We start from the raw sequence: 23,119 nt of genomic DNA, 5'->3' as shown, positions 1-23,119 counted from the left end.
GACGAAGCAGAGTGTCACGAGGGCGCGGGCTAGCACGGTTGCACCCAATTTACTTTGAGGAGTGCCGATCGCTCGAAGCGATAACGGCCCTCCAGCCAACCAAGACCGAAGAGGCTCAGGGCATCGTTGTAATACGCTTGGTTGCTCTGCAGTAACCGCGCCTCGACTCGCGCGCGGTGCTTGCGCTCCGCATCATCCATTGCGGCGTTTCGAAACATGGGCAGAAGTGCTGCAGAGAAGCCGAACGATCCATCCCCGGTCGTCGCCAGTGTCTTGGTATTTATCTTCTCGGGTGGCAGCGAACGCCGGGCGACGCTCTCGATCATCGGCGCAAAATGAGCTGCCAACTTCGAATAGGCCGGGTCTGACTCTGGCAGCGTTCCGGCCCATAGATAGACCCGGATGGCGTCATAGCTGCCGACCCCTGCAGTGGCCCGATCCGTCGCAAAGCCTTTGCCCCTGCGATACTCGACCCAGTCTGCCGCAAAACCCCGCGGCGCTGCCCCCACGATCATCTGTTCGGAGGTTCGAGCGATCTCGTTCCAGACGTCCTGCCCCGTCTGACGCTGGATGCCCCGAATGATTTGCAGCGGTACATAGCTGGGGTTCAGACGCCAGACGCCGTCATCGACGAATCCGTGCGGCCCGGGCAACAGCGTCGCGCCGAGTGCCGGAATCGAAGCGATCTCGCGTTCCACGATTCTCGAGGCAAGCGCACGGCCGAGGATTTCGTACGAGGGTTGCCCCCAAAGCCTGGCCGCCTCACCGAGCGTGTACGCCATCAACAGGTCTGCGTCTGCAGCGGCGTTACTGTCCAGAACTCCCCACGTACCGTCCGCTTGGCGCCCCCAACGCCACGCAGGAAGCGAACGCGTCAGATCGCCGCCCGCGAGATTGTTCGTGGTCCATTGCAACAGCACTTCGAACGTGTGCCGATCGTTCCCGATAAGCGCGAAGAACAGCGCATACGCCTGTCCCTCCGACACCGTTGCCTTCTCGGGTGAACTCGCATCGATGATGCGACCGTCTTCGCTCATGTACAGCTGCCTGAAACGCTGCCAAGCGGGCCATGAGTCGCATGCGTCGTTGGATGCTCCGAGAGCATCGCCCGTCGATAGCAAACTCCATACAGCGAGGGCGCTGGCGTGCAAGATGCCCCGCGCCTTGTCGCTGCGCCGGGGGCTCGCATCCTGCACGCCGCTGGTGTCCCGTGAGCGGCTCATTTGCGCGGCGCCTCACCGAGACGTATGGCCGCACGCCGTTGCAGCCAGCCGTAGAGCCAAAGCGCGAGAAGGACGGCGAAGACAAGAGTGAGTGAGATCAATAGTGAAGGTCGATTCGAGAGATGGAACCACACCCACTTCCACCATGGGAGGTCACCCACGTAATAGACCGAATCGCCCTGATAGCTCTCTACGGCGCGGCCCCGCACGATGGCGAGATCGCCACGAATGAGACGCACCTTACCGACGTCTTCGAGCGCGTCCGTGAGCGCATGAGCGGCGTCTACGTCCGTCCCAGTGAACGCGACGACCGATCTGTCTTTGCTCAGCGGAGACTCGAATGCGACCAAGGCAGCCACTTGTCCAGCAGCCGAAACGTTCACCTCAGAAGGCACGCTCGTGACCTGCTCGGCGCGCGCCAACCCCACGCTGAAGATCGGAGCAGTCTCAGGCTCTCGAAACTTGCGAGTGCGGCGACTGATGACCAGCGGCAGGTTCTGCTCCCATTGCGCGAGCAACTGATTGGAGTCCTCACCACTCAGAATCAAGAGATCTACGTTGCGCGCCTGCCGCGCCTGCATTGGATCCAGCAGCCCATACGCAATCGCAGCGGCACCGGTGTGTCGACCCATTCGTCCGAGCACGAAGAACAGCTGTTCGATGCTCTCGAGGGTCGGATTTCGCGGCAGCACGACTGCTGTCTCAGCAAGATCGGCATAACGTGTATACGGATAGCCCGAGCTGGCAAACAGTGCCAGGTCCGGCAGTACCGCGTAATGATGGAAGGAAGAGATGTCGATGGTCGAATTCGGATCGATTGCAGACCGTGACGTGTCCGTGAAGACATCGTTGCACAGACCGGTTCGTTGGCGTTCGAGGGCGAACTGAAACTGCAGCTGAACATCGGGACCGAGCGCGAAGGCGGGAATGAGGAGTTCATCTTTGCGCTGCTGGCCCGCTGCAAGTCCGCTTGCCGGATCAGGCTCCAACGGATAAGAGCGGAGGAATCTGTCGTTCACGCTCACCCGCAGCTGCGCGTTGCGCCCCTCGCTCGTCATCGTGTGTCGGTAACGAAGACTGAGCGGTATGCCGGTCCGATTCCACGTGAACAAGTCGGGCGGCAGGCGCAGATCGACCGTAATGAGCGGGGGCGAGATACCACTCACCTGTAGCGAATCCGCAGAGTCGACCAATTCGCCGAGCCTGACGGGACGATCCGAAGGTATCCAGCGCGGTGTCTCATAAGCCTTGCGACGCGCGTACTTCACTTCGGAGATGCTTGCCGACGGACCCGTCAGGACCCCATTACCCAGCACGAGTCCCTGCACGGCCTTCAGAAGCTGCGCATCGTCCTTGCCTTGTATCAGCAGGATCTTGATCCTTGGATCCTCTGGATGATCCGCGACGCTGATCGTGGGCGACTCGACATCCATGACCGGGAGTGAAGACGGACGTGCCGCATTGGTTGCAAACGCGAGCGCGTGTCGATTCGGCAGTGAATTCTGCTGCGGTGGAAATCGCGCTCCGCGGTAGTCAGCGAGAGCACCGAACCATGATGCGACGATGCCTGCACTGCGCAGCATGCTGCGCGAGGGATTGTCCGGCAGCACGATCGGCAGTACGAGCCGGCTGTTCTTGCGCCGATCGAAGAAAGGCGCCGGCAGCAACGCGAGGTCATCGCGCAACTCCAATGTACGCACGCGCAACTCGATCTCACTGTGCTCGCTGATCGTCGCCCACAAAGACGAGTGCTGTGCGTCCTCGCATTCGCGCGTGTAATGGCCTACCAGGTCGAAGCGAATCTCGTTGAAGTCGCTGAAGTAGCGAGGATCAAGCGGCACCTCGCGCTCGATCTCGCGTCCGGCTTCCGCTTTCGGCAGCGGTAGTGCTGCTTGAACCTGACCATTCAGAATGACGCGCACATGCGACAGCTCAGAGAGCATGGCGGGCGAATAGGTCATGCGCAAACGCAACTTGGCCGCGACGATCAGCTCGTCCATCCCCGCACCGACAGATACGGCCCCCACCGGCTGCCCTCCACGCAACTCCATGGCGCCTGCACCTAGCGACGCAAAGCTCAGTTTGACCTGTCGGATTTCCGTGACGTCGTGCGACGCGTGAGGCGACGATGCGTCTTGCGCGACTGCAGTGCCGCCGACGCAAACGACGATCGCTGCAAGCAAGCAGCTCGCGACTCGCCCGCGGAGAGCAGGAACGATCTCCCCTTGCGCCTGAATGAAGGTTGCGCTCATCTTCCGACGCGCGCCGTGAGCGCCTCCAGCGCAGAGTATTTCTGTCGCGCGCTATCCGTTGCGTTCTTGGATTCGACCGCAGCTCGGTAGGCCTGAGCCGCAAGCTCGAGATACAGATCACCGAGCTGCTCTTGCAGCCGCGCGGGATCCGTTTGTAGGGTGAGCGCCGATCGCAATGCGCCGATCGCACGTTGCGAATTTCCCTGCCGCTGATACACCGCGGCCAGCTGTACATAGGGCTCAGGCAACCGCGGATACTCCTGAGTCAGACGCAGGAAGACGCGCGCTGCCTCATCGAGCTTGTTCGCATCGGCCAATCTCAACCCTTCTCTGAACTGTTGCTGTGCGCGACCTTCGCTTGCGTGCGTCGAGGCGGATTCGTCAGCGATGGCTGCCTCCCCGCCCCATGCGCGAAATGTCGCGAGGATCGCGCAGCCTGCAACGTTCAGCAGTAGCACTCGGAAACTTGGCCCGCGCCCCCTTCTGATCACGGCCGATCCTCACAGCGACTGTACGTGCTGTCGCGATAGTCGTTGCTAACGACGCGTGAACCTACGAGGTTGCGAAAGCACGGTCAATTCGTGTAACAGGACGGCCAGCTCTATGTCGCACGCCTTTCTATTGAGTACGCAACCGTCGTCATTTTGAGGAGTGCTCGTGCTGGATCGTTTTCCCGTCCCGGGGCCGGTGTCGGCGAAAATGACTCTGAGATCACGCTGCCCGAGAACACGAGGCCTGACAGTACCGCAGCCTTGTCGCAAAGCGCGTTCTTGCCAGTCAATGAGTTATGATGCTCCGCGGTCGGGCTAATTGAACCGTACCCGCCATGGGGTCGCAGATTGCGTGCATATCGATTACCCGACAGGTTTCACTAACAAACTCTGCAATTTATATCGTTTGAACCTGCTAACAATCGCAAATAGAGAACAAATCGAGTCTCACTGCCTGCGGTGGGAGATGCCTGTTGAGTACACCGTCACGTTGCCAATCGCTCTCCGCGATTGCCGTCAACTCTCATGCCGCTCTCGTTGGCGGCATTGATGCCTTTTACGGCCGGATGATGGGGATGGTGAATGCGAATGTGGCCCCGGGGCCTTCGGGCGCTGACTCCGCCCAAAGTCGCCCGGCGTGGCTTTCGACGATGGAGCGGCTCACGGAAAGGCCGATGCCCATGCCACTGTCCTTGGTGGTGTAGAAAGGCTGGAACATCTGCTCGACGGATGATCCCGGTGGGAATCCGACACCACGATCGTGAACGCTCAGCTGCACGTTGCCGGAACCATCGTTCGAGGTGCGCAGCGTAATCAGACGTGGATGGTCGACACTGCTCATGGCGTCGGCAGCATTGCGGATCAGATTCAAGATCACCTGTTGTAGTTCAGCGCGGTTGCAGTCTGGTCCGTTACGCGCGGCGACATGAAAACAGCGCCGCTCACCACGTTGAGACCCCTTATCACCTCGCCGGCAGCGGACAGCTCGACGCCCCGATGACGCTCATCGCCGACTTGCACATATGCGCCGGCCTGATCGAAATTAAATAGGGTTTTCGCACGTCGAACACGGCACCGACGAGATTGAAGCGCTCCTTCAGCTCGTATCGAATTCCCGCCTCCTGCTGCTCGGTCCGCGCGGCGTCGAGGATTTCACCGCGATTGATCGCGCTCGCCGGAGCGACGCCTGAGTTCTCGAGGCCACGAGTCACGGCCCCGAAGAGCACCACCTTGCGCAACGCAGACCAGCTAAACGAAGCGTTGTACAGCCATGGTTCTTCGTCGCTGCGCGCGATGCCCTGCGTCGGATGCGCAATGCGCCTCTCGTACGATGTCTTCTGGATGCCCAGCGATGACTCAAAACGCCCGGGAATGTTCAGGTCATACGAGACACCGCCAGTCCATTGCGTGACTCGGTCTGCGGACTGCGGACCAAACGAGAATTCCGGCCGCTGTACGGGCTCGACCCGCCCAATGAACGCCTCGCCAAGGTCAACAACATCCGATCCGCCATAGCGCGCCCGAACATTCCGCGTGCGCACACCGAGATGCAAACGATGCTTTATTCCCTGACCTTCGAACGCGCGCGAGACACGGACTTCCCCGGAAGTCGAGGCCGTGAAGTAGTCAGGCTGCGCCACGAAAACGTGATTCGCAAGGCCGTCTACCTGCGTATCGAGGTACAGGTCGGCGAAGTTTTTGTTCACCACTGACCTGGAGTGAAACACGCCGGCGCGCACGATCCATTGATCAGCAAGGACTGCGTTCGCCAGCGCGCCGAAATGTTCCGCGAAGCTGTCTGCTTCGGCCCATTCCTGGCCGAAGTTCCGTGCGTCGATACGTGGCGGCAGGTGTTCGGCCGATCCGTAGATCGTCGGAACAATCCTCTTATGCTTGACGGTGCGCTTGCCCCAGAATGCCTGCAACTCCAGGTTCTGCGTCGGACGCCATTGCGGCAGCAACCCGGCCGCCGCGATCTGCCGGGTCTGGTCGGGAATGGGCTCATCGTCGCGATATGCCACTCCCGCGGCGATGCCGCCTTTACCCAGTGGGATCGAACCAGCCCTACCCCGTCGAACGGACCGGCATAGAGAATCGAAGTCAACGAGGGCTCGTTCGCGATCCCGCGCAACGTGTAATCAACGATGCCGGTCGGAGCCGGCCAGGGAAAGCCGACGGCGGAGGAGCCAACGCCGAGCTTCACTGTTGCATAGTGTCGCGCGCTGTCGCCGTTCGTCGCATGGCGTCTCCGGGCATACCGTCGTACAGTGTCGATGTTTCGGACGGCGTCACGCCCAGACGATCACCCTCGGAAACGAGGGTGAGTCGACTACTGCGCCTTCGATCTGTTTTTTCGACGCTTCTCTGGAAACTCGGCGAGGCTGTGTTCCGCGAGCAGCCAGACGCTGACGGCGTTAGTCTGAATCCGAAGCGTTGCTCGAATCCGTTATCCCGATGTTGAATTGATCGGCAACTCGCATAGGAGGAATTCGAGGTCTCGCGATAAGATCGCTACGCACGACGGATGTGGCAGGCACGTCCAGCAGGAATAGGTGCCAAATGGGCCTTACGCGCAGCTTTCCCCGCATTGCTCTGCTGCTCTCGGTATTGCTTCTACCTTGGGCTCGCGCTTCCGAGGCCGCGCCATGGCGCGATCCGTCGCCACACAAGGTGAGGTTCAGTACAGTCGCAGAGAACGTTCAGCTGGAAACACTCGATTGGGGCGGGAAGGGGCCGCCCATCGTGTTACTCGCTGGCGGTGGCAACACCGGCCATGTGTTCGATGATTTCGCGCTGAAGCTTCGCGAGCATTATCGACTGTACGCGATGACACGCAGAGGTTCTCCGCCTTCCAGCATTCCAGAAGATAGTTACTCCGCCGATAGCTTGGGGGACGACGTGGTCGCCGTCATCAAGGCGCTCAAGCTGACCAAGCCCATTTTGATGGGACATTCCTACGCTGGATTCGAACTGAGCAATGTCGCTTCCCGCTACCCAGAGCAGATTGCGGCAGTGATCTACCTCGATGCGTTCCATTCGCTAGACCCGGACTACGAAAGCAGAAGGGATCTACAAAATCGTCGAATGGAAACGGCAACTGCGTGACTTCGAGCAGAGGCTCGATGAACTCATGGCTGAGCCCTGGTACTCGCGCCCGCTCGCTAGGCATATGCTTCAGGAAAATCTGCCTCAGCTTCAGGCTATTCTTGAAAGGCTGATCAGAATCGAAGACGGTCGTCCACCGCGACCGGATCCGACGCCGGCCGACCTTGACAGCTTTCGTGCGCTCCAGGCGTGGTATGCACGGGGAGCAAAAGTTGTATTGCCCGAGGCGGAGTTCCGAATGATGCGGGCCACCGATGCGGACGGCCGCCCTCTCATGAAATTTCGTCGCCCGCCTTTCGTTGGCCCCCAGATGGAAGCGGCCAAGCGCAAATACACCGATGTTCGCGTGCCGGCGCTCGGTATCTTCGCTGCCATGAACGCCCCGGGGACCGTCGCTCAAGGCGATCAGGAAGCGCGCTCGAATGCTGAAGCCTACACGTGGTTCCAAGATGAGCGAGCCAAGAGACAAGTGGCACTGTTTCAACGCGACCTTCCCCAAGCTCGGGTGGTGCGCATCGAACGAGCCGATCACTATGTTTTTCTGTCGAATCAAAAGGAAGTGCTCGCATAGCCGACTGCTAGGGAGAATTGCCCCTCGCAACCGATCCACGATTCCAAGACGATTCCCGCGCCATGGTTCCGGCCCCAAGCTCCGCTGCCATGCTCTCGGGTATCTTCATACTTCTCACGTTCTGCTTGTTTCGATTCGATTAGTCATCGTATTTCTGGCTGCTCCAACCCCATTGCCCAGCCCCCACCTGACACCTTGATCTGGATCAGCGCGCGCCCCACATCCGGAGTCTATGCTCCGGTCGTCTTCGGCGAACGACCTTCCAGGCGCCGAGCGCTTTACTCGTTACCGACACCTCGAGGCAGATGTCCAACACTACCCTCACAGATGAAGAACGTCGTGCCGCCATAGTTCAGCAGATGCGCGAACAAACCGGCATCGATGAAGCAATGATCGAACAGCTCGTTCGCGGGTTCTATGCTCGCATCCGCGCTGATGACCTGCTCGGGCCCATCTTCAATTCGCGCATTGAGGACTGGGAACCGCACCTGCAACGCATGTGCGCATTTTGGTCGTCTGTCGTGCTGTCGAGCGGCGCCTACCACGGTCAACCGATGCGCATGCATCTGCCACTGCCAGTCGACGCCAGACACTTCGATCGATGGCTCGATCTCTTCGAACAAACTGCGCGTGATCTGTTCAGTGATCACATCGCAGGATACTTCGTGGACCGCGCGCGACGTATCGCAACGAGCCTCGAACTCGGCATTGCCACCAGTCAGGGCGTGCTACTTGGCAGAGGCGAAAGATTCATCCGCCCGCACCTCGAGGGAACTGGAAACGACTAAGGCGGACTCGTTGGTGCAGCGACCTCACGCCTTCACAACAACGCACGTGCCAATCGGGCCAGCCGATGGAACATATTCGTAACCTCCGCCGTGGCCACGCACTGTTCGTATCACGGTGGGATTAGCAGGCGACGGCTCGATCTTGCGGCGTAGGCGAGTTATGCGCAGGTCGATTGCGCGGTCGAATATCTCTCCCGGGTCGGTGCCGGACAAGGTCAACAGTTGCTCGCGTGACAGCACCACGCCGGGACGATCGGCGAACGCGCATAGCAACCCGAACTCCGTGCCGGTCAGCGCGAGCACTTCTCCTTCGCTATCGACCAAGCGCCGTCGCGCACGATCCAGGCGCCAGCGTCCAAACCAGCTTTCCCGCAGACCGGGAGCTGCAGTATTGGCCGTGGCGACGGCCACGGGCGTCGGCCGGGGCACGCCCATCCGCCGCCGCAGTACGCTTCGCACGCGCGCCAACAGTTCGCGAAGGTCGGCAGGTTTCGCGACGTAATCATCGGCGCCCAACTCGAGCCCGACCACACGGTCAGCAGTTGCGTCATTGACGGTGAGCATGATCACGGGCACATCCGATTGCGAGCGCAGCCAGCGCAATACAGTCAGGCCATCCTCGTCGGGCATGACGAGATCGAGAATCACACAATCCGGCGGACGGACGCAGAAAGCTTCACGCAGGGCCGGCCCGCTCTCCAGGCTCAGGACGTCGTAACCCTGTTTGGACAGGTACTCCACGACCACCTCGCGCGTCAGTGGATCGTCGTCCACGATGGCGATACAGGATTTCACGAAGCATTCCTCTCGACTTCCAGAAGCTGCACGAGCTTTCGCCGTGCTGCCTCGTCCATCTCGGCGAGTACAGTCAGCTCGCCATCCACATTGCCCGCCAACTCGCCGAGCCGCGCTTCTACATCCGTGACCGCACGTTGAAGCGCTAGCAAGCCGAGCGTGGCGGCGATTCCCTTGAGCGTGTGGGCTTCGCGATATGCGGCCTCACGCTCACCGGCTCTGCAATAGCTGACAATTCGCGCGGATGCGGCGGATGAACTCAGATATCGGCGCGCGGCATTCTCCCACAGGCCGCGATTATCGCCCATGCGACGGATAGCGTTCTCGAAATCATAAGCGACTGGTTCTGCAAACGACGCCGACGCGCGATCCCGCGCGATGGCTGAGCGCATCCCGACACGCGCAATCCACTTGAGCAGCGTTGCGTTCAACAACTGCACGTCGACCGGCTTGCCGAGATGATCGTTCATGCCGGCATCCAGATACCGCTGGCGATCTTCGGCCATGACGCTGGCGGTCATGGCGATGATGGGAACCGTCGCGTGCGACGATTCGAGTGCGCGAATCCGGCGCGTGGCCTCGACGCCATCCATCAGCGGCATCTGCACATCCATCAGCACGGCATCGTAATCAACCTCGGTCACGCGGGTCACAGCTTCGCGTCCGTTGACTGCAACGTCGACTGTCAGGCCAGCGCGCAGCAGGAGCTCACGCGCCACTTCCTGATTGATCTCGTTGTCCTCCACCAGGAGCACGCGCCCATTCACGAACAGCGCTGGCTTTGCCGCAGCGTGCGATTCCCCTGCAGGCATCGCCGCTGCCGCGTCAAATGCGCTCAAGATCGTGTCGATCAACACCGATGGGTTCACCGGTTTGATGAGAAAACCTTCGAAGCCCGCGGTCAATGCCTGTCTCTCGACTTCCTCACGACCGAAGGCCGTGACCATGATGATGATCGCCGGATCCGGCTGCATCAGCTCACGAATGCGGCGCGCGGCCTCGATGCCGTTCATGCCAGGCATCTGCCAATCCATCAGCACCAGTTGAAATGCGCCGGTGGCAGCCGCGCGGATCGCCTCGATCCCATTATTGGCGGATGCAACCTCGAAGCCGAAGGACTCAAGGTGGTTCTGCAAGATCGACACCGCGGTGGGATTGTCGTCCACCACGAGCACGCGCATGCCTCGTAGCGATTTCAGTTGGGCGGCGTGCCTGACGACTGCGGGTGCGAGACCGAAGCGAGCGGAGAACGAGAACGTGCTGCCACGGCCGGGCTCGCTTTCCACCGCGATTTCCCCATCCATGAGATCGACGAGCCGCTGTGAGATCGCAAGCCCGAGGCCGGTGCCGCCGTAGCGACGCGTAGTCGAGGTATCGGCCTGCGAAAACGATTCGAACAGGTTCGCGACCTGCTCCGGCGTCAGGCCGATGCCGGTATCCGCCACCTCGAAGCGTAGACGGACGAAATCGCGGCCCTTCTTAGCCGTCTTCACGCGCACCACGATCTGGCCGGCTTCCGTGAATTTGATCGCGTTGCCGGCGAGGTTGAGCAGCACCTGGCCGAGCCGCAGCGGATCGCCGATGAGTTGCGAGGGCAATCCAGGCTCGACCGCGAACAGCAGCTCCAGCCCCTTGTTGGCCGCCGGCAGGTTCATCAGATCGCTGAGATTGTCGAGCACGGCGTAGAGATCGAACGGCATGGCCTCGAGCAGCAGCTTGCCGGCTTCGATCTTCGAGAAATCGAGAATGTCGTTGACGATCTGCAGGAGCGTACGAGCCGCGCCGTCGATCTTGCCGAGGTAGTCGTGCCAGCGCTCCGGGTCCTTCGTGGTCAGGCCCAAGTGGGACAGCCCGACGATCGCGTTCAGCGGCGTGCGGATCTCGTGGCTCATGTTGGCGAGGAACTCGCTCTTGGCCTTCGATGCGGCGTGCGCCTCGTCGGTCGCCTTGCGCAGCTCGTGCTCGTGGCGGACGCGCTCGCGCAGGTCGGTCATCGTTCCGAAGAGCTGCGGTTTGCCGCCGAGCTGCACGCGCGTCAACGCCACTTCGCAGGGCCGAGGCTGACCGTCGCGCGTCTGGTGCATCCAGTCGAAGCGGTTGTAGCCGCGTTCGAACGCAAGCGAGATCATTTCCTTGGCTCTCTCCATCGACGGACGTCCGTCAGGCTGGAAGGGTGGAGAGAAGGATGGAAACTCACGTGCGAACTCCTGCTCGTCTTCGACTCCCAGCAACTCTCGCAGCGAAGGGTTGGGACCCGAGAAAACATGATCCTCGTCGATCATCACCAGGCCGATGCGCGTGTGATCGAATATCGTGCGCAGGCGTTGCTGTGCCGCCTCGGCACTGTCGCGTGCGACGGCGAGCGCACCATCCAACTCGCGACGTTCTGTCACGTCCTGCCAGAAGCCGTTGAAGATCGTGCTGCCATCGTCCTGCCGTTGCGGCGTGCCCATGGTGCGAATCCACCGTAACTCGCCGGTCGTTGCGTGGCGGATGCGAAACTCCGCACGCAAGGGAGCGAGTTCGCGTGCGGCACGCAGCGTTTCCTCGTGCGTCGGTGCCATATCGTCAGCCACCACCACCGACAACACCGTCTTGGCCAGCTGTTCGCAATCGTCTGTGTGCGCGATTCCCGCAAGTACCAGCGCGCCAGGGCTCATGTAAGTAGTCTCATAGCGGCCGTCCGGCAGCACGCGAAACTGGTACACGGCGCCGGGGATATTGGCGATGATGTCGTGGAGCCGTTTCTCGGTCTTGTCCATTTGCGTGCGCACGGCACGGGCTTCCGCTTCGAGATTCTTGAGATCGGTGATGTCCTGCCAGAAGCCATGGCAGAGCACCTCCCCGTCCACGCGCGGCAACGACGTCGCGCAGGAGCGCAACCAGCGTGTTTCTCCTGTCTTGGCGTGCCGAATCCGGTAATCCGAGTGCAGTACCCGCGGACCGCTGGCAAGCGCTGCGATACCGCTTTCAATCACCGGCAGATCATCGGCAAGTACGAGTGTGACCAGTCGTCCGATGTCGGCCTCCGCTTCGGCGCGCGACACGCCTACGAGGCGATCGATGCCTTCGCTGACGTAGGGCAGCCTCGGATTGCCGTCGCGACCGATGAGAATCTGGTAAACCGCGCCGGGCAGAGTGGATGTGAGGTTTCGCAGCCGCTGATCGAAGTCGGAGACAGGGCCGCGTACATCGCGTTCGGCATTCATAGATTTGGCTGACTCGAACTAGAGCCGTCGTGACGTGTTGAACATGCGCGCACCCAGCGCACGTGCACTGGCTTCATCGCAAACCGGAATTGTCGCCAGCGACGGGCATTGCGCCAACAACTGCTCTCGCGACAGCAACTCGGCCCAGCGCGTGTGATGCACGCAGACTGCTCCCCGCTCTGTCCAACCGGCCTCGAACATATAGCTCGCATCATTCGCCAAACCGCGCGTCTGTATGCCGTAATCGTCGTAGGTGTCGATAGTGGTGCCCACCTTGGTGTAGGGCTGGCCGTCACCGCAATAGTCGGCGCGCACCATACGGACGCAGGCTGCGTGCAACTCCACGGGGTTCTCACCTCGCGCTGCCCGCGCCCAGGGACGATACCCGAAGGTCGCACACTTTCCGACCGCGCCCGAGGAACAGGTAATCGTTATCGAATACTCGCGACCAGGGTGGCCCTCGGGAAGCACCACCGGGAACCCCCAGCGTCCACCGTTGGCATCGGGTTCGCAGGCGGGCTTCCAGCCCCCTCGCCCATCCATCACCTGGAAATCGTGGTGGAGAATGTCGGGGTACTTGGCGTCAGCGACGATAGCCGCGAGCTTCAGCGCGGTTGCCTCATTCATACCCATCTCAAGATAGACAGTGGCGCCCGCAAGTTCAGCGCCGCGCAACTCACGGCCGTCGGCCAGCTTGAGCACAAAGGCGCTGCCTTCGACTGTCAGTGTCGGAGCGGGTTGAGATTGGGTGGATTCGGCGTGGGCAGGAAGCATCAGCAGTGACAACGCTGCGATGGCGGCAAGCGCGCAGTTCTTGAACTTCATGGGGCGGGCTCGTTATGTAACGATGATCCATTGACGGCAGTACGCCCGACGGGTTTCACAACCCGTCGGGCGCATGTGCTGCGAGGACTCTTAGCGAACGGCGATCGTCTCACCGCTCGGCAGAGCGACCGCGACGGGCCGGCCGGTTGCGATACGCGGAATCGACACAGGCTGCAGCTTCAGAGCCTGCGGCAGCGAGGTGTTGAGCACTGGCCCCTGCAACACGGGACCGTTGAGTACGGGCCCCTGCAACACTGGACCGTTGAGCACGGGGCCCTGCAACACGGGGCCAGCGTGCACGACGGCGCCGAAAGCCAGCGCGGCGGCGGCGGCGGTCATTGCACAGATACTCTTGAGGCTTGTCATTTCTTTGTTCCTTCATTGATCGAAGAGCGGATCTCTTCGCTGGCCCAAAGCCTAGACATAGCCTGTTTCATCCCGACTTCCGCCGCTTGAAACATGATGTCAAGCTGGCGGGAAAGCCGGGCGCTCGCTCTCCAACGAATCACCCAACCCAGGTGGGGCTCACGAAGCCGCCGTACTTCATGTAGCAGTTCCATCCAGGACAGCAGCGTACGCTATGGCCTTCGTCATCCAGTTATCATTCGCGCATACGCCTTTAACAATCCATTCCAACCGTTGTCCGAATCGAAGATCCCACGCATCATATCCGCGCGCTCGCCGTAAGCCTCGAGCTTGCGATGCTCCAATTCCACTCGCGTATATTCCTCGTTTTCCGGAATGAACCGAACCTCGACCTCCGTATCCAGCTGTTCGCTGTACTTCCAATCTGCTGTGATGCTCCAGGACAAGATAAAGCGACCTGGCGGCTCCCACACTTTTACTTTGCCCCAGTCACACTCAGTACCGTCAGTAGCGCGCTCGAACCAGCGGCCGCCCACCCTGGGCTCGATGATCGCGGTCTCTGCGGCGGTTGCGCCGATATGATGCGATGTCAGTGGCCACCATTGCCCGAAGCGACGAACGAAAATGTCGAATGCATCCTCGCGCGATACAGCGACACGAATAGATTTACGAACGAGCAGCGAAGAGTCTGCGCCGATGTTTAGTACAGAATTCATTTCGATTTCCTCCTGACGGTTCGGCGTGAAGCGGCGGCTCTCTGCGTATCGGCCTGGAATTGCCCCAGCGCGGTTTCCCACAGGGAGTCGAGATACTTGCGGAGCTCAGCGAGCCCTTCGGGGTCGGCTTGATACAGATGGCGCGTGCCGTCGACTCGGTGAATAACCAAGCCTGCCTCACTGAGGACCCTCAGATGCTGTGAGACTGCCGGGCGAGAGACCGGGACTTGGTCAGTGATTTCAGCTACCGACCCGGGCGCTGCTGCCAATAGTTCCAGAATACGTCGCCGTGTCGCATCGCCGAGCACGGACATTTTGTTGGACGAAGCACTCATAGCCACGCTTTAGTAAGCCGTTACTAACGGTAAGTATGCACTTACCATTGCGACTGTCAACAGCCGCCCCAGCAATGGACACCCGTACCAACCTCCCCTTAGGTTCTCTGTAACAACGCGTACGCGAACGACTGCTCGTTTCCGGAGGGAGTTCGATGGATTTCGCGCCGACTCTCCGTCAGTACAAAATGACTGGCAAAGAGCGCGGCGATCTCCTCTGGGTCGCGACGCGTCACTGGGAATCCGCTGCATTGAGTCGGACCATCGGCAGCAAAGCTGCCGACGATTGCATATCCTCCCGGCGCGACTGCATTCGTCGCCACGTCCACGTAGCGGCGGACATCATTCGGATCAGTGAGAAAATGCAGGGTGGCTCGATCGTGCCAGATATCAATGCTCGATACCGGAAGCATCGCACTCGTGGCATCGGCGACCATCCATTGCACGCAGTCCCCTCGCGCTGCAAGCCGCTCCCGGGTCGCGGCCAGTGATTGCGCCGACAAGTCGAGCGCGATGATGCTCCGCACGCCGAGCGCCAGCAGATCATCGATCAGTGTCGATGCGCCTGCGCCCACATCAATCACTCGAGAGCGGGAGTCCAATCCCGCTCGTCCCATCAGCTGAAGCGAAACATCCAGGTGTGGCCGATACCAGCTCACTGCCTGGGCTGCCTTTTGATGATAGGCACGCTCCCAGTGGCTCTGACGGTCGCTGATCTTGGACATCATGACTCCATGAAAGCCTCGAATGCAGTAGCCTGACTCCCGACTCACATCAGTAGGTGCTGCCTTGCTACTGCTCAAGACGCTCGGGCTGCTCGTGGTTACGGCGCTCGCCGAGATCATTGGATGCTATCTACCTTACCTCTGGCTCAAGAAAAATGCTTCGGCCTGGCTGCTGATGCCGGCTGGTTTGAGCCTAGCGCTTTTCGTGTGGCTGCTTTCCCTGCACCCGGCTGCATCCGGGCGAGTGTATGCGGCGTACGGTGGCGGCTATGTCGCCACCGCGCTGATCTGGCTTTGGAAAGTAGATGGCGTGCCGCTTGCGGCAACGGATAATTGTTCGCGATCGATCGATCTCTCAACGCTGCTGTCGCAGTTCGCCGCATGACATCATCGGGCACTCCAGCTCGACGCAGCGCCATAAGTTCACGGGCACAGACTGGAAAACGGCGCGCTATGCGACCGCTGTGCAGATGGCCACCAGTTTCGACTGGCAGATGGGCATCCCAAGCCTAAACAAGCGGCTCAGCCGTTTTTTTCCCCTTTCCACAAAACTATAGTCATTTTGTAAAGCCGTCGGTAAATTGTCGCTCGCAGGATGCGCCGCCAATGGTTAACTGGCTCCTGAGTACGACAGGGAACGTCTCTTATGAAGGTCTTGATCAGCGTCGCGGGTGCGATGCTCTCGCTCGCTAGCGCTCATGCGACCTCTGCGGGCAGTTACGACGACGCAGTGGTCAAGGCCGCGAACAAAACATCTCGCCGCGGCAGGCCCGTGGCCGATCACTAATCCGCCCGCGAAGCGACCATGGCAAAGATCTGGGAAATCGCCGCCGCGTGCTGTCTTGGGATCGTGGCGATAAGCGGAGCGGGCGCGACTTGGGCGACTGAGAACGCTGAAGCGAGCAGCTTCGTCACAATCAGATTCGACGGCGGCGCATGTGATGAACGTAATACCCGGGTGTGGCTGGTGAATGATCATACTTATAAAACCATCGCCACCACCGTGCGTTGGCGCGCCGCCGGCGGCAAAGACCTCAGCGAGGAATTTTTCGTCAGCCCGCAAACCGTAAAAGAGATCGGATGCGCTGCCGAAGCGGCGATTGTCGAAGCCAAGTTTGCGGATTTCTGAGCGCTCGAGGTAGCTGCACAGGCGTCGGATCAACGCTGAAGCGCCTTCGCCCGCTGTTCATACTGTCGCGCGCGGTTCGCCTCCCCTTTCACCTGATATAGCAGCTGTAATTCCTCGTAGATGTAGGCTCTCGGCTGCTGCGCAGCTTCACTTTCTCGCTCCAATCGCAATTGAATTGCCAAGGCGTCGTCGATGTGATTTTGGACACGAAGCACGCGTGCGATGTGCCAATTGGCATCCCGGGCACCCTGCGAATCCTCGCTCTGCTCGCGCAGGAACAGCGCCCTGCGGAAGTACTTCAGCGCCTCATCGTACTTACGGAGGTCATACAGCGCTTCTCCGGTGTTGCTGCTGATCGAAGCCTCCCACCGCTTGGCTTCCGGTTGCTCGGACGCCGCTATGACCGCCAGCGCCTCTTGATTCCACTTCAACTGATCCTCGGGCGCAGTATCGACGAACACGAACATGTGTAGCGCATCGACAGCCAGTCCATCCAGTTTCGCCTCCTTCGATATCTTTAACGCTGTAGAAAACGCATTCCGGGCGAGGCGCGCGGATTCCGGCGTCTGGGTTGTTGGATCATGGCGATGTGATGCATAGCTGCGCCCCAGCTCGAGCCAGTATCTCGCTTTCGCTTCGGCGCCGGCCTCTGCGACGTCAGGCGAAATGGCCCGGAGCATATCCCTTGCCGCTGCGAAATCCTTGCGCAGCATGTGAGTTCGAGCGATCTGTGTCTGAATGATGAGCCGATCGTCACCGACGGCGGATTTCAAAGCTTCACGAAAGCGCTGTTCGCTAACGCCGGGGTCACTGAAGTCCCAGAGAGCCGCCAGATCCACTGCCGACATGGCGCACGCCGCCGCAATTGTCGACAGGATCGCTAATGCCAGTCGACACATCCTTGCGCGCCTCGTACCCACGGACACTGGGGATAGATCCTGAATCACTGCCACGTTGTGCAGCCTTGACATCGACGCTCACACTATAACGCGCTTCGCCACCTCGTCCCAGTTCAGGTTAGCAAAGAACGAGTCGATGTACTTGGCTGCCGCCGCGCCGAAGTCCATGTGATAAGCATGCTCATACATGTCCATCACCAGCACCGGCCGTGTATGGGGTGGATTGTGCGCATGATCGGCCATCCAATAGTTTTCGAGCAGTTGCAAATGTTCGTTATAGCCCAGGACAACCCAACCCGAGCCGCCACCGAGCCCTTGTCCGATCTTACGGAACTCACTTTCCCAGACGTCGAACATACCGAACGATCTGGCTATTGCCGACCTGAGCTGCGCGGGCGCTTTGCCATCACCACCAAGGTTGCCGAAATACAGTTCGTGCAGCACGACTGAGCCCGTACGGATGAGATGTTCGCGCTTTACATCGTTATAGAGGTACGGCGGGTCTTGGGACGCCAACTGGCCTCGCAACTTTTCCCGAACGGCATTCAGTGCCTTGACGGCGCCTGCGTAGTTGTTCTCCCAGTGAGAGACGAGCAGTTTCTCCGAGAGACCGTTGAGACTCTTGGGATTGAACGGCAAAGGCTTCGGTTCGACCGTGCGCGACAGCGCGGGGCCGGTAGCACCCGCGGTGCTCTCTTGAGCGCCGACATCGGTAGCGGCAAGCATGGTGACTCCGAGAGCGGCTGTTTGCAGAACTTTCCGGCGAGTGAGGTCAGTCATACATTGGCTCCCGTACAAGGATCTGAGCAACGCGAGCGGGACAACGAACACCGCAGCACATCCTCAACGCTCGTAATCAATAGCGCGACTGTAGTTCCCGCGACGAATCCGTCCAGGACCTCCCCAATGCTGGACTCGTGCAGCAACCGGCCGAACGGCTCATGCGCTAGGAGCGGGAATACGAACGCGACATAAAAACCAGCGCCAGCGGCCGACACTCCAAGTGGGGTCGGAGCCGTGCCGCGGGCGCTGTGAGTGCCACGGTCTGCAGGGCACACGAACCAACCGGCGCCACTACCAACGCTTGGTCAATGCCACGCCAAACAAGCGAGGTTCCAGCAGTTGTACCCCGCGCGTCAGGCCGAGCTGCTCGGACTGAACCGACAGGCCTACGATGACGTCGTCATCGGCGAGGTTCTTGCCATAAATCTGCACGTCGAGATCCCAGGCCTGGTTACGGAACATGAGGCTCGCGTTGTAGTTATCCCAGCTCCTCAGCTCGTAGTCGGCAGTGTTGAAGTGAGACGCATAAGACTCGGCCTGATGGTAGTAATCCGCGCGCAGCATCGCATCCCAATCTCCACCCAATGCCAGCGTGTACTGAGCGCCGACCGACGCGGTCCACTCCGGCGCGCCCGGCAGCTGATTGCCCTTGAGATTGACGGGAATGCCGGCGTTAGGCCTGAGGCCGAAAGCGGCATTCAACGCCGCCGATCCGCACAATCCGGCGCCAGGCAGCGGCGCTAACGCCGCAGCCGGCAACGCCCCTGCATTGATCGCAGCAATGACTCGTTCCAGTGCAGCCTGGTTGACGACGCAGCCGCCTTCGAGCGACTTTGCATAGTGCAACGACGGATCGCCCTGCGTGCGATCGAACGGGTCGACGGACGTGCCCGCGGTAATCTCTGTGTCGAGATAACCAATCTGCGCATTCAAGCGCAAGGCATCGATCGGCGACCAGACCGCCTCGAACTCCAAACCGCGAACTTCCGCGTCGAGGTTATCCACGAGGCTGGCAAAGCCATCGAGCTTGCTGAACTGATAATCCTGGTAGTCATACATGAATGCGGTGAGATTGAGCGTTACACGACCGTCGAGCAGCGTGTTCTTGGCACCGAGCTCGATCGCATCGACCGTCTCCTCATCGTAAGGCGCCGCGGAGCCCAGCGTCGTCGGCGTGTTGAAGCCGCCAGCTTTGTAGCCGCGCCCCAGTGTCAAATACAACAGCGTGTCGTGAGTGACATTCCAATCCAGCGTCACGCGCCCCGTCGTCGCATTCGACTCGAGCTTTTCCGGAAGCACCCGGCTCTCATTCCAACCCGGCGCCCCCACCACGCCGCCCTGGCCCGCTGCCGCAAGCAGGTTGACGGGATAGTACACGCGGCTTTTTTCATCCTCGGTGTAGCGGGCGCCGACCGTCAGCTTCAGCGAGTCTGTCAGATTCCAATATAGCTCGCCGAACGCAGCCTGCGATTCCAACTCGTATGGCGTGTAGACGAAGAAATAATTGTGCCCGAGGCCGCTGACCGGAATGCCGGGCGTCGGATCGTAGTAGCTCGCGTTTCGGGACGCTCGATGAAAGGCGTTGGTGGCATTCGTCGATGTAAATGTGGTCGTCTGTCGATCGAGGTTCAGCGCGAACAAGCCTGCGCTGAAGTTGATTGCGCCATCGAAGCTGGACTGCAGGCGCAACTCGCCGGTGCGCTGAATATCGTCGTTGCTCGAGTATGTGAGTGTGCGCACGCCCGTACCGGGACCGCCTTGAGGATCATCGAACACCCCACCCGGCGTCACCGCCGTGTTGTTGAATCCGATGTTCGACTGCTGACTACCCCCAGCCGCGAACGCCTCATCGCTCGTGTATGAGGCAAGGAATGACAGGGTCAAGCCGTCAGTGAGATCCCATTGCGTTTCCAGCTCGAGCAGATCATTCGTCGCCTCGTAACTTGGATCCCGGTACGCCGAGGCGCGTCGCAAATCTGGATCGGCCGTCTGACCCGCGAACGTATCGCCCGTGGTCACTCCGAGCACGTTCGAAAACATGCCGCCGAACGTCGCCACGCTGTTTACCGTGCCGAAAGCCGAGGGCTGATAGATCGAGCCTTGCGAGCAGCCGCGACTCAGATAGTTACGAGCCACTGCACTGTTGACCGGCGTCGCTCCCACGGAGCTCGGCCCCGCATCTTTGATACACAGCGTTTTCGCGCCTCCATTGCGCGAATCGTCCTCCTCGAAGCGTTCATACAGCACGTATGCCCGAAAACTTTCGGTCGGCTCGAAGGCCAGCGTCACTCGCGAGGACCATAAGTCGCGCGAGTCGATGTCGTTGCCGGTCGCAAGATTCTCGGTATAACCGTCGCGTTGTAGATAGTTTCCGGCAAGCCTCACCCCGAACATTCCGCCCAACGGGATGTTGACGTGCGCCTTCGCCTTGCGCGTGTCGTAGTCGGCATACTCGAGCGTGGTCGACGCATTGAAGTCAGTCAGATTCGGCTTCGCCGTAATGACGTTCAACACGCCGCCCGTCGCATTGCGACCGTACAGCGTGCCTTGGGGACCACGCAGCACCTCCACGCGCTCGATGTCATAGAAATCGGAGACGCCAACTCGACTCACCGTGAGCGGTACGTTGTTGTGATGTGGAAGCACGCCGGAATCGCCGGTCGATCCGATGCCGTTCGCCGAGCCGACGCCGCGAATGTTGAAGTTGGGAGTGGATCCGGTGCCGCCCGAGAAGACCAGATTGGGAACCGCGTTCTGCAGGTCGTAAGCGCCGTCGAGCTGCTGCTCTTCGAGCGCCGCTGCCGAAAACGCCGACACGGCGATCGGCACGTCCTGGATGCTCTCCGCGCGCTTCTGCGCGGTGACAATGATTTCTTCGAGCGCTTTGCTTTCCTGGGCCTGCGTGCCCGCGGCGAATACGCCGCCTGCAACACCGATCAAAGCGCCAATCGCAGTTCTTGATCTCATAGTGTCCCCCTGAATGACCCGTGCGAGCGACACGCGTCGCTGCGCGCTTAGATAACCTCCGCACCATTAGCCATGCGAGCGGGTTGCCGCCGGCACGACGCTGTTCCTCGTTGTTTACTCCGTTTCTAGTTGTGGACTCGGCTGCAAGCAAGCAAAGGAGATCGATGCATATTTACTCCTTTATTGACTTACGCACCAGTACTGTTGAGCCGTGCAAGGAATGTTTTTGGCGAGATCCACGCTGTGGAATCGCGGGGCTTTTACGGGCAAGCGCAGGCTATGGCAAAGCGGCGCCCATTCAACGAGGCGCGGGGCGCTGGTACAACTCGATCAGATAACCGTCCGGGTCGCGGACGAAGTTCGTGCCATCGATCACGGGCCGCGCGTTCTGATAGCCAGCTGCGACGACACGTTCCGCCATCTTGCGTCCGTTTGGAACGACGATCGTGATCGAGCCGAACTCGATTGCTCCGGGCTTCACCTCGCCCTTGCGAATCACGATCAGCGTGTCCTCGCGAACGTTGCCAGTGAGACCCAGCAGGTATTCGTAAGGCTCGCCCTGCGCCGGGACCTTCGCTGCAACCTTGAGCCCGAGCACTTCGGTGTAGAAGTTCTTGGATCGCTCCAGGTCACTCACGCGAATGCCGAGACCGGATACTCGTATGGGCTTCGCGTCGTCGGGTCCGTTTGTGACATTCGCCCGCGGCAGAATCACGGCATTCGGGCCGGCCTGATGAGTCGCGTTCGGGTCGATATACAGCCCATCGACCACTCGGGGGATAACCTTCGCCGTGCGTGTACTCTCCGGCGGCGCGAGCGACTTATATGATTGCACCGCCGCTGCCTGCTGACTTGCATCTGGAGTCATGACGAACGCCGGCAACGCATCCACGCGCAAGGCATATGAAATGTGAGTCTTCTCGCCCTTCGCACCGCGCGGGCTGAAATCGGCGTTCCGGCGCAAGGCGTAATAAACCGCGGGCAGTTGCACCCACGTCAGCGCCTCGATGACTGGTCCGCGCGCGTTCACCCAGCCCTGGTAAACATCCTGCCATGGCCGATAGCCGCCGACGTAGCCGCTGAGCGAGCCATCTGGCCGCATCGTGAGCTTGATCTGAGCACGCTCGAGTTCCAGATCCGGCCAGTACGCGGGCTCGCGCAGCACCCCCGATATCGGCTTGGTCGAGACGATCAATCCATTCGTCACACGGGCCGGGAAGATGGCTTCGTACTTTGCATCCGGCTTGATGCTGAAGGTGTAGTCGCGGGCGATGTTGCCGTTGCCGTCCTTCACCATCTTATCGCCGCTGACGTAGAAGCCGACCGTGACCTGCTCATCGTTCATCGGATCGTTGCCTTTGCCGGCGACGACGATCACGGTCGTCCATGCACCGTTGCGCATGGAGTCGTTGAACTGCAGCGCGCCGCTCGAGAGGCGCTGCGGACCGCGATACGTCTTCCAGCATCCGACGGTCTTGTAGAAGTTGTTGTCGATGCCGCGTTCGCCATTCGGGCTCGTGAAGCCGGTCTTCGGCTTTCCGTCCAGGTCGATGCCTTCGGCGATCGTGCCGGTCACGCCGACCAGTCCGGCATCGGGCGTCGAGGTCGGATTGACATACACGTTTGCGCGGTCTTTGCCACGAAACGCCATTTGGTTCTGACCATGAACGGCGCTGCGTGTCGGGTTGGCGGGATTGCGCAGCCATTCCGCTTCTTCGCGCGTATAACCGGCGTCCACCAGGACCTTCACCCAGTCGATCTCGGGATTGGTGCCTTGCGGACAATCGGTGCCGGGATCGATGACGCCGGTCTTCGCTCCGTAGTACATCGCAGGCTCGTTCCACTCGACGACGTACGATTTCGTCCAGGCCGCCATTGCGACACATGGCGCCGCAAATGCCGCCAACGCCAACGCTGCCCGGCTGCTACGTTTCATGCTG

General features: G+C 60.5%; 20 protein-coding genes and 1 pseudogene. 5 read left to right on the top strand and 16 right to left on the bottom strand.

The annotated features are described in order from the left end of the window. Positions 1 to 29 precede the first annotated feature (29 nt). From bcsZ to EK373_RS24875, 5 genes and pseudogenes are all read right to left on the bottom strand, one after another. Positions 30 to 1,223 (bottom strand): cellulose synthase complex periplasmic endoglucanase BcsZ, encoded by a 1,194-nt coding sequence (bcsZ, locus tag EK373_RS24895; protein ID WP_129647019.1) that lies wholly within the window; start codon positions 1,221 to 1,223, stop codon positions 30 to 32. Continuing rightward, positions 1,220 to 3,475 carry a cellulose biosynthesis cyclic di-GMP-binding regulatory protein BcsB gene (gene bcsB, locus EK373_RS24890; RefSeq protein WP_129647017.1) on the bottom strand — a complete coding sequence of 752 codons (2,256 nt, stop codon included), beginning with the start codon at positions 3,473 to 3,475 and terminating at the stop codon, positions 1,220 to 1,222. Before bcsB ends, bcsZ begins: the two co-directional genes overlap by 4 nt. Continuing rightward, positions 3,472 to 3,933, bottom strand: coding sequence for a tetratricopeptide repeat protein (locus tag EK373_RS24885; protein WP_157994528.1), 462 nt, complete (start codon positions 3,931 to 3,933; stop codon positions 3,472 to 3,474). Before EK373_RS24885 ends, bcsB begins: the two co-directional genes overlap by 4 nt. Before the next feature lie 589 nt (positions 3,934 to 4,522). Further along, positions 4,523 to 4,849 (bottom strand): annotated as a pseudogene (locus EK373_RS24880) (ATP-binding protein); the annotation flags it as partial. 79 nt (positions 4,850 to 4,928) lie between these two features. Further along, positions 4,929 to 5,987, bottom strand: a complete 1,059-nt coding sequence (locus tag EK373_RS24875; protein WP_129647011.1) for a TonB-dependent receptor domain-containing protein — start codon at positions 5,985 to 5,987, stop codon at positions 4,929 to 4,931. Between the two features lie 721 nt (positions 5,988 to 6,708). Here EK373_RS24875 and EK373_RS24870 point away from each other — a divergent pair. The 3 genes from EK373_RS24870 to EK373_RS34425 all read left to right on the top strand — a co-directional run bounded on the left by EK373_RS24870 (position 6,709) and on the right by EK373_RS34425 (position 8,430). Beyond that, on the top strand, positions 6,709 to 7,071 hold the full coding sequence (locus EK373_RS24870; RefSeq protein ID WP_157994526.1) for an alpha/beta fold hydrolase: 363 nt from the start codon (positions 6,709 to 6,711) through the stop codon (positions 7,069 to 7,071). A gap of 25 nt (positions 7,072 to 7,096) precedes the next feature. After that, positions 7,097 to 7,642, top strand: a complete 546-nt coding sequence (locus tag EK373_RS24865; RefSeq protein ID WP_129647007.1) for a hypothetical protein — start codon at positions 7,097 to 7,099, stop codon at positions 7,640 to 7,642. Positions 7,643 to 7,947: 305 nt separating this feature from the next. Then, positions 7,948 to 8,430, top strand: a complete 483-nt coding sequence (locus EK373_RS34425) for a group III truncated hemoglobin (RefSeq protein ID WP_129647005.1) — start codon at positions 7,948 to 7,950, stop codon at positions 8,428 to 8,430. Positions 8,431 to 8,454: 24 nt separating this feature from the next. Here EK373_RS34425 and EK373_RS24855 read toward each other — a convergent pair whose 3' ends face one another. The 7 genes from EK373_RS24855 to EK373_RS24825 all read right to left on the bottom strand — a co-directional run bounded on the left by EK373_RS24855 (position 8,455) and on the right by EK373_RS24825 (position 15,401). Continuing rightward, positions 8,455 to 9,225: a response regulator transcription factor gene (locus EK373_RS24855; RefSeq protein WP_129647003.1), complete on the bottom strand. Its 771-nt coding sequence runs from the start codon at positions 9,223 to 9,225 to the stop codon at positions 8,455 to 8,457. Continuing rightward, on the bottom strand, positions 9,222 to 12,434 hold the full coding sequence (locus EK373_RS24850; protein WP_129647001.1) for a response regulator: 3,213 nt from the start codon (positions 12,432 to 12,434) through the stop codon (positions 9,222 to 9,224). The genes EK373_RS24855 and EK373_RS24850 overlap by 4 nt, the downstream gene beginning before the upstream one ends. An 18-nt stretch (positions 12,435 to 12,452) precedes the next feature. After that, the gene (locus EK373_RS24845) at positions 12,453 to 13,259 is read right to left on the bottom strand and encodes an ADYC domain-containing protein (protein ID WP_129646999.1); all 807 of its coding nucleotides are present in this window, start codon (positions 13,257 to 13,259) and stop codon (positions 12,453 to 12,455) included. Between the two features lie 90 nt (positions 13,260 to 13,349). Next, positions 13,350 to 13,625, bottom strand: coding sequence for a hypothetical protein (locus tag EK373_RS24840; RefSeq protein WP_129646997.1), 276 nt, complete (start codon positions 13,623 to 13,625; stop codon positions 13,350 to 13,352). Positions 13,626 to 13,849: 224 nt separating this feature from the next. Beyond that, a complete protein-coding gene (locus EK373_RS24835; protein ID WP_198683650.1) occupies positions 13,850 to 14,422 on the bottom strand; it encodes an SRPBCC family protein in 573 nt (190 codons plus the stop codon). Beyond that, complete coding sequence (locus tag EK373_RS34420; RefSeq protein WP_129647363.1) at positions 14,338 to 14,655, bottom strand: ArsR/SmtB family transcription factor; 318 nt, start codon at positions 14,653 to 14,655, stop codon at positions 14,338 to 14,340. Before EK373_RS34420 ends, EK373_RS24835 begins: the two co-directional genes overlap by 85 nt. Positions 14,656 to 14,774: 119 nt before the next feature. Next, positions 14,775 to 15,401, bottom strand: coding sequence for a class I SAM-dependent methyltransferase (locus tag EK373_RS24825; RefSeq protein WP_129646993.1), 627 nt, complete (start codon positions 15,399 to 15,401; stop codon positions 14,775 to 14,777). 70 nt (positions 15,402 to 15,471) lie between these two features. On the opposite strand from EK373_RS24825, the gene EK373_RS24820 reads away from it, so the two are divergent. Continuing rightward, positions 15,472 to 15,786, top strand: coding sequence for a YnfA family protein (locus EK373_RS24820; protein ID WP_129647362.1), 315 nt, complete (start codon positions 15,472 to 15,474; stop codon positions 15,784 to 15,786). A gap of 420 nt (positions 15,787 to 16,206) precedes the next feature. Continuing rightward, positions 16,207 to 16,530 carry a hypothetical protein gene (locus tag EK373_RS24815; RefSeq protein ID WP_129646991.1) on the top strand — a complete coding sequence of 108 codons (324 nt, stop codon included), beginning with the start codon at positions 16,207 to 16,209 and terminating at the stop codon, positions 16,528 to 16,530. A gap of 29 nt (positions 16,531 to 16,559) precedes the next feature. Here the strand turns inward: EK373_RS24815 and EK373_RS24810 are convergent, their stop codons facing one another. The 4 genes from EK373_RS24810 to EK373_RS24795 all read right to left on the bottom strand — a co-directional run bounded on the left by EK373_RS24810 (position 16,560) and on the right by EK373_RS24795 (position 23,115). Next, entirely contained in the window at positions 16,560 to 17,243 is a 684-nt protein-coding gene (locus tag EK373_RS24810) for a tetratricopeptide repeat protein (protein WP_129646989.1), read from the bottom strand. A gap of 264 nt (positions 17,244 to 17,507) precedes the next feature. Next, positions 17,508 to 18,155 (bottom strand): superoxide dismutase, encoded by a 648-nt coding sequence (locus EK373_RS24805; RefSeq protein ID WP_232831209.1) that lies wholly within the window; start codon positions 18,153 to 18,155, stop codon positions 17,508 to 17,510. Positions 18,156 to 18,503: 348 nt separating this feature from the next. Further along, positions 18,504 to 21,179 (bottom strand): TonB-dependent receptor, encoded by a 2,676-nt coding sequence (locus tag EK373_RS24800; protein ID WP_129646985.1) that lies wholly within the window; start codon positions 21,177 to 21,179, stop codon positions 18,504 to 18,506. Between the two features lie 298 nt (positions 21,180 to 21,477). After that, on the bottom strand, positions 21,478 to 23,115 hold the full coding sequence (locus EK373_RS24795) for a VOC family protein (RefSeq protein ID WP_157994525.1): 1,638 nt from the start codon (positions 23,113 to 23,115) through the stop codon (positions 21,478 to 21,480). Positions 23,116 to 23,119 lie beyond the last annotated feature (4 nt).

The sequence above is a fragment of the Peristeroidobacter agariperforans genome, from assembly GCF_004138335.1.
GTDB classification, from domain to species: Bacteria; Pseudomonadota; Gammaproteobacteria; order Steroidobacterales; family Steroidobacteraceae; genus Steroidobacter; species Steroidobacter agariperforans.
The sequence above is the reverse complement of the archived record's forward strand: the minus strand, read 5'-3'. Positions and strand labels throughout refer to the sequence as shown.

What these genes read in the sequence shown, in the direction of transcription:
- bcsZ (WP_129647019.1), bottom strand. Translation starts at nt 1,223, where the DNA reads ATGAGCCGCTCACGGGACACCAGCGGCGTGCAGGATGCGAGCCCCCGG.
- bcsB (WP_129647017.1), bottom strand. Translation starts at nt 3,475, where the DNA reads ATGAGCGCAACCTTCATTCAGGCGCAAGGGGAGATCGTTCCTGCTCTC.
- EK373_RS24865 (WP_129647007.1), top strand. Translation starts at nt 7,097, where the DNA reads ATGGCTGAGCCCTGGTACTCGCGCCCGCTCGCTAGGCATATGCTTCAG.
- EK373_RS34425 (WP_129647005.1), top strand. Translation starts at nt 7,948, where the DNA reads ATGTCCAACACTACCCTCACAGATGAAGAACGTCGTGCCGCCATAGTT.
- EK373_RS24850 (WP_129647001.1), bottom strand. Translation starts at nt 12,434, where the DNA reads ATGAATGCCGAACGCGATGTACGCGGCCCTGTCTCCGACTTCGATCAG.
- EK373_RS24845 (WP_129646999.1), bottom strand. Translation starts at nt 13,259, where the DNA reads ATGAAGTTCAAGAACTGCGCGCTTGCCGCCATCGCAGCGTTGTCACTG.
- EK373_RS24840 (WP_129646997.1), bottom strand. Translation starts at nt 13,625, where the DNA reads ATGACAAGCCTCAAGAGTATCTGTGCAATGACCGCCGCCGCCGCCGCG.
- EK373_RS34420 (WP_129647363.1), bottom strand. Translation starts at nt 14,655, where the DNA reads ATGTCCGTGCTCGGCGATGCGACACGGCGACGTATTCTGGAACTATTG.
- EK373_RS24825 (WP_129646993.1), bottom strand. Translation starts at nt 15,401, where the DNA reads ATGTCCAAGATCAGCGACCGTCAGAGCCACTGGGAGCGTGCCTATCAT.
- EK373_RS24815 (WP_129646991.1), top strand. Translation starts at nt 16,207, where the DNA reads ATGGCAAAGATCTGGGAAATCGCCGCCGCGTGCTGTCTTGGGATCGTG.
- EK373_RS24810 (WP_129646989.1), bottom strand. Translation starts at nt 17,243, where the DNA reads ATGCTGCGCAAGGATTTCGCAGCGGCAAGGGATATGCTCCGGGCCATT.
- EK373_RS24805 (WP_232831209.1), bottom strand. Translation starts at nt 18,155, where the DNA reads ATGCTTGCCGCTACCGATGTCGGCGCTCAAGAGAGCACCGCGGGTGCT.
- EK373_RS24800 (WP_129646985.1), bottom strand. Translation starts at nt 21,179, where the DNA reads ATGAGATCAAGAACTGCGATTGGCGCTTTGATCGGTGTTGCAGGCGGC.
- EK373_RS24795 (WP_157994525.1), bottom strand. Translation starts at nt 23,115, where the DNA reads ATGAAACGTAGCAGCCGGGCAGCGTTGGCGTTGGCGGCATTTGCGGCG.